The organism is Blastomonas sp. (assembly GCF_041747255.1).
In the GTDB taxonomy this organism is placed as follows: domain Bacteria; phylum Pseudomonadota; class Alphaproteobacteria; order Sphingomonadales; family Sphingomonadaceae; genus Blastomonas.
Genome location: NZ_JBGTFM010000133.1, coordinates 1 through 6,878 on the forward strand (window position 1 = coordinate 1; position 6,878 = coordinate 6,878).

The window sequence follows — 6,878 nt, forward strand, 5'->3', positions numbered from 1 at the left end:
GTCGTGGCTTCGCTGCGCAACGAACTGCTGCGTCAGGTCAAGCCGCACTGGGTGCCGCCCACCGGCGCGGATGTCGAGCAGCTGCGCACCAAGGTGACCGTGCGGCTGGCGGAAGACGGGACCATCATCGGCACGCCCTCGGCAGTGACCACCGGAGTCAACGCCAGCAACCGCGCGCAGGAAACACTGCACAAGGAGCGCGCGATCAATGCCGTGCGCCGCGCCGCGCCGTTCAAATTCCCGCCGCAATTTTATGCCGAATGGCAGACTGTCGAACCAACATTCTATCTGGGATTGTAGACCATGCGCTTTTTCACCTTCTCTCTTGCACAGTTCTTCGGCGAAAGTCAGAGTCCAGAGCGGGATCGCGCAACATCGCTCATGGATTCCGGCTTTCGCCGGAAAGCAGTTTTTGTCTTGGTTGCGATGTTCCTCACCGCCCCCGCGCATGCCCAGCTGACCGTCGATGTCGACAATGCCGGCAATGCCGATCTGGTGATCGCGGTGCCTGCGCTGCCCACCCCGCAGAGCCAGAACACGCTGGCGGGCACCACCGAGGACCTTGGCAACCGGATCAGCGACGTCATCGCGTCGGACCTTGACCGTTCCGGCCTGTTCCGGCCCATTGGGCGCAATGCGGTCAAGCAGATCACATTTTCTGAGGTGACTGCGCCGACCTTCCCCTATTGGCAGGGGCGCAACGCCGCCGCGCTGGTGCAGGGCTTTGTCCGCGCCAATGGCGACGGCAAGATCACCGTCGGCTGCTATCTCTATGACGTTGCGCTGGGCAGCGAACTGACCCGGCAGGGCTTTGTTGTGGAGCCAGCCGACTGGCGGCGCGCCGCGCACAAATGCGCCGATGCGATCTATTCGCGCCTGTCGGGCGAAAGTCCATTTTTTGACAGCCGCATCGCCTATATCGCGGAGACCGGCCCCAAGGGGAACCGGACGAAGCGCCTCGCGATCATGGATTCGGACGGCGCCAACCATCGCTTCATCACCAACGGCCAGTCGACTGCGCTCACCCCGCGCTTCTCGCCCGATTACAGGCAGATCGCATATCTCAGCTACCTTGACGGCAACCCGCGCATTTATGTCTACGATGTTGGCACCGGGCGGCAGCGTCTGGTCACTCAAAGCAGCAACCCCACCTTCGCGCCGCGCTGGTCGCCCGATGGCAGGTTCCTGCTCTATTCGATGGCGATTGGCGGCAACACCGATATCTATCGCATCCCGGCCGAAGGCGGCACGCCGCAGCGGCTGACCGACAGCCCCGGCATTGATGTCGGCGGCAGCTTCTCGCCCGATGGCAGCCAGATCGTGTTCGAAAGCGACCGCAGCGGCGGTCAGCAGCTGTATGTGATGAACGCCGACGGATCGAACCAGCGCCGCATCAGCTTTGGCGGCGGGCGCTTTGCCACCCCCGAATGGAGCCCGCGCGGCGATCTGATCGCCTTTACCAAGATCGCGGGCAATTTCCGCATCGGCGTGATGAGCCCGGGGGGCGGCGGCGAACGATTGCTGACCAACAGCTGGCAGGATGAAGCCCCGACCTGGGCGCCCAACGGCCGGGTTATCCAGTTTTTCCGCACCGCGCGCGGCGCCGGCAACTCCAGCGTGTGGCAAGTTGACCTCACCGGTGCAAACGAGCGCCGCCTGCCCACTCCGGTCGACGGGTCGGACCCATCATGGGGGCCGATTCTGCCGTGACGGGCTTTTTTGCGGCAAAGGGGTTTACCTCGGCAACAAATCGAGCCACGTTTCGTCGTAATATCGGGCTGTTTTGTCGGTGTCGGTTACCTGCCGCGCAGCCCATGCCTTAACAATTCCCCCCAAGGGATTGTGGCCACATGACCGGGGCATCCCCGGCGGTCTGATCCCAAGCCTTGAATGAAGGAGACGTTTGATGAGAACTGTCCGTAACGCACTGCTCATGGCCACCGCCGTGATTGCGCTGGGCGCATGCGCCAAAAAGGCCCCGCCAGAACTGCCCCCCGCCCCTGGCCCTGCGCTCGACTCATCCTCAGGCGGCCAGAATGGCTCAGGCGTCAACAACGTGGCCGTGCCCGGCAGCCAGGGCGATTTCCTCGCCAGGGTGCGCTCCGACCGCATCTTCTTTGACACTGATCGCTACAATGTCGACACCGACGACCAGATGACGCTGCAAAGCCAGGCGCAGTGGCTCAGCCAGTATCCCAACAAGCAGGCGATCATCGAAGGCCATGCCGATGAACGCGGCACCCGCGATTACAACCTCGCACTGGGTGAACGCCGCGCCAACGCCGCGAAAAACTATCTGGTCTCGATCGGCATCAGCGAAAGCCGCCTGCGCGTGGTCAGCTATGGCAAGGAACGGCCCGATGCGCTCGGCTCGGACGAAAGCTCATGGGCACGCAACCGGCGTGCGGTGACGGTGACGATTGATTGATTGCAGCTGATGCGACATGCGCAGAGGGCTGGCCGGGCGACTGGCCAGCCCTTGTCATTTGCCTTTACATCAATGTGTGATCACGCGACGGCGGCATAACGCTCCTGCGGCAGGTCAATCACCGGCAAGGCCCTGAACGCGGGACGTGCCAGCAGATAGCCCTGAAGGTAGCGGACACCCATGCCGCGCAAGACCTCGTATTCGCCCATCGTTTCGACACCCTCGGCAATGACGGTGATGCCAAGTGACTGAGCGATGCGCAACACGCCCTCGACGATCATGCGGCGCGGCATGCTGGTATCAAGCCCACGGATCAGCTCCATATCGAGCTTGATATAATCGGTCTGGAATTCGGCCAGCAAGCCCAGCCCGGCGTGGCCGGCACCAAAATCGTCGATCGCGGTGCCAAACCCCATCTTGCGATAGGAATCGACGATGTTCTTGACATGGTGGGTATCGGCCATGTGCTCGTTCTCGGTGAATTCGAAGATCAACCGATCCATCGGCAGCCCGGTTGCCCGCGATGTTTGCAGCGTCAACTGAATACACGCGAGCGGCGAATAGACCGCATTGGGCAGGAAGTTGATCGACAGCCGAGCCGGCGTATCGAGGATGCCTGCAGCAACAGCATCTTCAATCGCCTTCACCCGGCATCGCTGATCGAATGCATAGCGATTTTCCGGCGTGACTCGCGCGAGCACCTCTGCGGCGCCCTCGCCATTCTCACCACGCACCAACGCTTCATACGCGAACGGAAGCCCGGTCTGGATGTCGACAATGGGTTGGAATGCCATTGCGATCGCAAATTCATGCTGTCCCGACCTGCAACCCTGACACCCTGCCTGCATGTCTCATCCTCCTGCAAGCACCTAACCTATCCTCCAAACCCTAACAGCAGGTGAAACGTTGGCGTCATAGTCACCAAAGCGCGGCTGACCGGGCCTGGCGGAGCGCGGGCGGTGGGAGGACGGGCGGTTGGGGGGGGTAAACGCAAAACGGGGGCCGACATTGCTGTCGGCCCCCACTGCGCCTGATCTGGTTGCCTGGCCCGTCACTCAGGTTCTGGCAGCGGTTGCCCGCGCCTTGCCGTCCAGTCCGTGCGCCGCGAGCGGCAACAGTTCCTATCCGGCTTTGTCGAACCTGCATGTTGCTGGCGCATTGCTGCGTTCGCACCACGTGCCATCCTACCTTTTCGAAGCATCTGGCTTCGCGCGGGGCCCGGTTCCCTTCTGCCCAAGGGCATATGAAGCCGGGTCCGCGCTCGCCTGATACTGCCTTGCTCGTTTGGTCCAGCATCTCCGGCCCGGCAGCACCGCCCGGGGGCGATGCGCGTTAACCTTTGTCGCTATTCCGCATGTCGCATCAGCGGTATCGCACCGGCCTGCTGCCCGAACATTGTCTTGCGACGCCGCCCCGGCCTGCCTGCCGATCATCATCACGCCATTCGAACCTTCAACTGCTGCCCCTGCCATGGCATTGCTGCCCGGTTGGCTGGCGGTCTATTCGGGCAAATGCAAACACCTGCCTTCAATCACACCTGAAACGCCGTTTCCGGCCCCCAGGCGGGCGCACCCTCCAGTCCATAAACCTGTACTACATTGCTGTATTACAACGTTTTTTTGAACTCTTAGTCCGCATTCCGTCTGTCGTTTTGACAAGACAAAGGTCTCATGGTGTCCGAGTCGAGGCCAGTGTTATTGTGAGAGTTATCCACAGGCGCACGCGCTTCTCTGTGGATAAATCGGAGCATAACAATGGATTAACGCCGAGCTGATGCTTTGTTTCACACGCGCGTAACAATCGTGGATTGGGCAAGGTCCCTTATGCGTGATTCGCCTCAGCCAACTATCCCCGATGGGACACTGGCGATCAGCACCAGGCAGCCGATCACGATGATCGTCACGTGAGCGCGCAGTTCGCCATAAGACGCCTCGGTCGCCCCGGCGCGCACCGCCGCGCGGTCGAGCCACAGCAGAATGCCGAAGCCGAGCGCGAACAGCAATGCCGCCTCGTTGAACGGCACGAACCACAAAGCCGCCCATGTCGCCAGCACCACCGCATTGCTGGCGATGAACAGATTGGGGCGCACCCGTTGCGGCGCGACCACCTGGACGCCCCACAAGGTGCCCGCCATGAACATCAGGATGGTGAACGCCCAATAGCAGGTGAGGTTGGCGGCATTGACCCCGCCATAGCCGATGATATGCGAAAGCGCGCCCGCGATGAAGGGCAGTGCGCCGGCATAGGTCAGGCCCTGCATCAGCAGGTGAGAAGTTGGCTTGCCCTGCGCCATCGTGCGCCGTCAGACCCCCCGGCGGCCCAGCAGGCGCAGCCGCAGTGCGTTGAGCTTGATGAAGCCTTCGGCGTCCTTCTGATCGTAAGCCCCAGCGTCATCCTCAAACGTCACCACCTTTTCGCTGTACAGCGAGTACGGCGACTTGCGGCCGACGACCGAGGCATTGCCCTTGTAAAGCTTGAGCCGCACGGTGCCGGTGACATGCGCCTGGCTGTGATCGATCGCCGCCTGCAGCATCTCGCGTTCGGGGCTGAACCACAGGCCGTTGTAGATCAGCTCGGCATAGCGCGGGGCGAGCTCATCTTTCAGATGCGCCGCGCCGCGATCCAGCGTCAGCTGCTCGATGCCGCGGTGCGCAATGTGATAGATGGTACCGCCGGGCGTCTCATACAGCCCTCGCGACTTCATGCCGACAAAGCGGTTTTCGACCAGATCGAGCCGCCCGATGCCGTGCGTTTTGCCCAGCGTGTTGAGCTTTCCAAGCAGGGTCGCCGGGCTCATCCCCTCGCCGTTGAGCGCAACGCCATCGCCGCGTTCAAAATCGATGGTGATATATTCAGGCGTATCGGGCGCGTCCTCGGGGTGGTTGGTGCGCGAATAGACGTAATCTGGCACCTCATCCCACGGGTCTTCAAGCACCTTGCCCTCGGACGAGGTGTGCAACATGTTGGCGTCGGTTGAGAACGGCGCTTCGCCGCGCTTGTCCTTCGAGACCGGGATCTGGTGCGCTTCGGCAAACTCGATCAGCCTGGTGCGGCTGGTCAGGTCCCACTCGCGCCACGGGGCGATGACCTTGACGTCCGGGTCGAGCGCATAATAGCCAAGCTCAAAGCGCACCTGATCATTGCCTTTGCCGGTCGCGCCGTGGCTGACCGCGTCGGCACCGACCATCTTGGCGATCTCGATCTGCCGCTTGGCGATCAGCGGCCGGGCAATCGAGGTTCCGAGCAGGTAGGTGCCCTCATACAACGCATTGGCGCGCATCATCGGAAACACATAATCGCGCACAAATTCCTCGCGCAGATCGTCGATGAAGATGTGCTCGGGCTTTACGCCCATCATCTCAGCCTTGGCGCGTGCGGGCTCAAGCTCTTCGCCCTGGCCGAGATCAGCGGTGAAGGTAACGACCTCGCAATTATAGGTCTGCTGCAGCCATTTCAGGATCACGCTGGTATCCAACCCGCCCGAAAAGGCGAGGACGACGCGGTTGACGGCTTGAGTCATGGAGCAATTTTCCTGCAAGACCTGATGCTGCGCGCCGCCTATCAGGCTGGCCCGGCGCGCGCAATGGGCTCGCTACAGCCAGCCCGCCGTCTGCACCGCGACCCACAGGCCAAGCGCGGCAAACAGCATCGCCGCGCCGATCTGCAGCGCGCGGATCGGCAATATCCGCTCGATGCGATGGCCGATGAGCACGGCAGGGACATTGGCGATCATCATCCCCAGCGTCGTGCCTGCGGTCACCGCGATCACCTGTCCGTAATGCGCGCCCATCGCCACCGTGGCGATCTGGGTCTTGTCGCCCATTTCGACCAGAAAGAACGCGATCAATGTGGTGACAAAGACCCCGCCACTGCGGGGCTTGGGAGCCTCATCCTCGGCAAGCGTGTCGGGGATCAGCGCCCACAGCGCCATGCCGATGAACCCGGCGGCAATCGCATAGCGAAAGCCGGGGCTGTCGAGCAGCCCTGCAAGCTGCTGGCCAAGCAAGGCGGCGAGGAAGTGGTTGACGAGCGTCGCCACCAACATGCCGGCGATAATCGGAACGGGCTTGCGCAGCCGTGCTGCGAGCAGGATCGCGAGCAGCTGGGTCTTGTCCCCCATTTCGGCAAGCGCGACCAGCGACAGCGAGGCGAAGAAAGCTTCCATGAAGGTGCCATTTCCGGGGCCGGGCAGCAAAGGCAGGACACAACAACACCCTCACCCCTGCCCGGCCGGGCAACAGGTTCAGGTGTCATCGGTCTTGCCGGAAGCCGGGATATCCCGGAAACCCGCGCACCATGGCCTCTCGGCCAAGTGTGTTGACGCGCGGACCGGTGCACGGCACCGGTTGGCTACTCCCCATCTGACGTGCTAGCCTTTACGCCTTGATCATGGGGGATGCAAGATGGCGGATGCGGGCAACAAGACGGTGGCAACCAAAGCCGATGTTAA

Annotated in this window: 6 protein-coding genes, 1 pseudogene and 1 riboswitch; of the genes and pseudogenes, 3 read left to right on the plus strand and 4 right to left on the minus strand. The window is 62.2% G+C overall.

From position 1 onward, the window contains the following. The 3 genes and pseudogenes from ACEW8G_RS04745 to pal all read left to right on the plus strand — a co-directional run. Positions 1-300 (plus strand): annotated as a pseudogene (locus tag ACEW8G_RS04745) (cell envelope biogenesis protein TolA); the annotation flags it as partial. An 81-nt stretch (positions 301-381) separates the two neighbouring features. Continuing rightward, entirely contained in the window at positions 382-1,710 is a 1,329-nt protein-coding gene (tolB, locus tag ACEW8G_RS04750; protein ID WP_373487304.1) for a Tol-Pal system beta propeller repeat protein TolB, read from the plus strand. 196 nt (positions 1,711-1,906) lie between these two features. Beyond that, complete coding sequence (pal, locus tag ACEW8G_RS04755) at positions 1,907-2,428, plus strand: peptidoglycan-associated lipoprotein Pal (RefSeq protein ID WP_373487299.1); 522 nt, start codon at positions 1,907-1,909, stop codon at positions 2,426-2,428. 80 nt (positions 2,429-2,508) lie between these two features. On the opposite strand, the gene ACEW8G_RS04760 is transcribed toward pal, so the two are convergent. The 4 genes from ACEW8G_RS04760 to ACEW8G_RS04775 form a co-directional block, all read right to left on the minus strand. After that, positions 2,509-3,222, minus strand: coding sequence for an EAL domain-containing protein (locus ACEW8G_RS04760; protein WP_373487300.1), 714 nt, complete (start codon positions 3,220-3,222; stop codon positions 2,509-2,511). Between the two features lie 1,043 nt (positions 3,223-4,265). Continuing rightward, on the minus strand, positions 4,266-4,721 hold the full coding sequence (locus ACEW8G_RS04765; RefSeq protein ID WP_373487301.1) for a DUF3429 domain-containing protein: 456 nt from the start codon (positions 4,719-4,721) through the stop codon (positions 4,266-4,268). Positions 4,722-4,730: 9 nt separating this feature from the next. Beyond that, positions 4,731-5,948 carry an argininosuccinate synthase gene (locus ACEW8G_RS04770; RefSeq protein WP_373487302.1) on the minus strand — a complete coding sequence of 406 codons (1,218 nt, stop codon included), beginning with the start codon at positions 5,946-5,948 and terminating at the stop codon, positions 4,731-4,733. Between the two features lie 72 nt (positions 5,949-6,020). Further along, on the minus strand, positions 6,021-6,593 hold the full coding sequence (locus tag ACEW8G_RS04775; RefSeq protein ID WP_373487303.1) for a TMEM165/GDT1 family protein: 573 nt from the start codon (positions 6,591-6,593) through the stop codon (positions 6,021-6,023). A 22-nt stretch (positions 6,594-6,615) separates the two neighbouring features. Further along, positions 6,616-6,800: riboswitch (yybP-ykoY riboswitch) on the minus strand. Positions 6,801-6,878 lie beyond the last annotated feature (78 nt).

What these genes read in the sequence shown, in the direction of transcription:
- ACEW8G_RS04765 (WP_373487301.1), bottom strand. Translation starts at nt 4,721, where the DNA reads ATGGCGCAGGGCAAGCCAACTTCTCACCTGCTGATGCAGGGCCTGACC.
- ACEW8G_RS04760 (WP_373487300.1), bottom strand. Translation starts at nt 3,222, where the DNA reads ATGGCATTCCAACCCATTGTCGACATCCAGACCGGGCTTCCGTTCGCG.
- ACEW8G_RS04770 (WP_373487302.1), bottom strand. Translation starts at nt 5,948, where the DNA reads ATGACTCAAGCCGTCAACCGCGTCGTCCTCGCCTTTTCGGGCGGGTTG.
- pal (WP_373487299.1), top strand. Translation starts at nt 1,907, where the DNA reads ATGAGAACTGTCCGTAACGCACTGCTCATGGCCACCGCCGTGATTGCG.
- ACEW8G_RS04775 (WP_373487303.1), bottom strand. Translation starts at nt 6,593, where the DNA reads ATGGAAGCTTTCTTCGCCTCGCTGTCGCTGGTCGCGCTTGCCGAAATG.
- tolB (WP_373487304.1), top strand. Translation starts at nt 382, where the DNA reads ATGGATTCCGGCTTTCGCCGGAAAGCAGTTTTTGTCTTGGTTGCGATG.